At 57.1% G+C, this 1,426-nt stretch carries 1 protein-coding gene and 1 pseudogene; both read left to right on the top strand.

From position 1 onward, the window contains the following. A pseudogene (locus ACQ9LF_RS13920) lies at positions 1 to 297 on the top strand (hypothetical protein); the annotation flags it as partial. A gap of 300 nt (positions 298 to 597) precedes the next feature. Continuing rightward, the coding region (locus ACQ9LF_RS13915; RefSeq protein ID WP_462490025.1) for a cysteine peptidase family C39 domain-containing protein at positions 598 to 1,426 on the top strand (829 nt) is incomplete at its 3' end.

Genomic DNA, 1,426 nt, shown 5'->3' with positions numbered 1-1,426 from the left:
GGTCTGGCAGGAGAATGTCAAAGAGGTTGTCAAATATGCCCAAGAAAAATCCGTTATCCGCCGCCTGGAAAAACTCCTCGCGGCCTAAAATCGGTCAGTTTGAGTTTGATTAATATCGTATTTTTACCGTTGAACCTGATCGCCAGCATCGGGGGCATGTCGGAATGGACGATGATTACCCAGGGGATCGATTGGCGGATCTCGTATTTGTTATTCTGTGTGGGTATGGTCGTTCTTGGCTGGTTGACGTGGATATTTATGAAAAAAGTGATTGATAAAGGCCCCCAGCAGGATTGAAAAAGGAATTGGTTGTCGGTGGGGTGTGATGAGATACCTAAAGGGGGGGCGACACTTTCGCCAGCCCGAACAACACCAGGTTGGAACTGCCGGAGAGCCCCTGAAGGAACTAGAAGATTGCAGGGGGGGGCTATTTTTTTGTCAAGGTCCGAGAATGTCGGCGGTGGCAGGATTAGGGGGGTGGTTTTGGGGGATTGGATTGTTGACCCAATTGATTGTCATTGTTCAGAAAATCCGGTTTTGATATAATATACTTTATATAGGGGACATAATGTGCTCCTGCAGATTCGGGAGATACTTTTGCACCATTTATGGATGGAAGCCGTGGGGGTCGCAGCGATAGCCTTCGGGGGGCTGTGGACGGGGGTATTGTTTTCCCGTCGCGGCAGAACGGCCGGGCTGTGGGTCTGCGCGCTGGCGGTTGCGATGACGTTTTTACTGGGGGCGGTGCGGTGGAGCATGGGCAGCAGTGATGGGATTGCCTTTGCGCTGGCGGGGGGGCGGGTCAAGTTTGTGATTCTGTCGTTTGTGATTCCGATGGGTTTGGCGGCTGTGCAGCCCTATCTTCCCTATCGGGCGGAGCGGTGGGCGGTGGTGTGTCTGACGGGGGCGGCGATGGCGCTGTTGGGTGTGATTCCCTGCCTGGGGACGGCGATGGCGGCGACGCGGCTGGCGGCGGCGGTGTCATATTTTGATGCGGATGGGGTTTGTCGGCAGAGTACGGCGTTTACCTGCGGACCTGCGGCTGCGGCGACGGCGCTGCGTCGGCTGGGGGTGGAGGTGTCAGAAGGGCGGCTGGCGGGGCTGAGCCGGAGCTGTCCTTTTATTGGGACGGCTGAGTATGATTTGTATTGGGGGATACAGGCTGCGGCGGGCGAGCGGGTGCGGTGCCGGTATGTGCGGGGCCGTGTGCTGCCTGAACTGGCCGGGGGTGAGGTGATGCTGGTGATGATGCCCCAGAGCCGGGTGATGAATCACTGCGTGGCGGTGGTGGCGATGACAGCGGCGGCAGTGGTGGTGGCGGATCCTTCGGAAGGATTGCTGACGCTGCCTCGGGAGTACCTGGAGGAGCATTGGACGGGGTCGGCGATTGTGATGTCAAAATTAAGAACACAAGAACACAAGAACC

This window comes from Anaeroglomus insulsum (genome assembly GCF_050689095.1).
In the GTDB taxonomy this organism is placed as follows: domain Bacteria; phylum Planctomycetota; class Phycisphaerae; order Sedimentisphaerales; family Anaerohalosphaeraceae; genus Anaeroglomus; species Anaeroglomus insulsum.
Note: the sequence above shows the minus strand (reverse complement) of the source record. Positions and strands in the feature narration are given on the sequence as shown.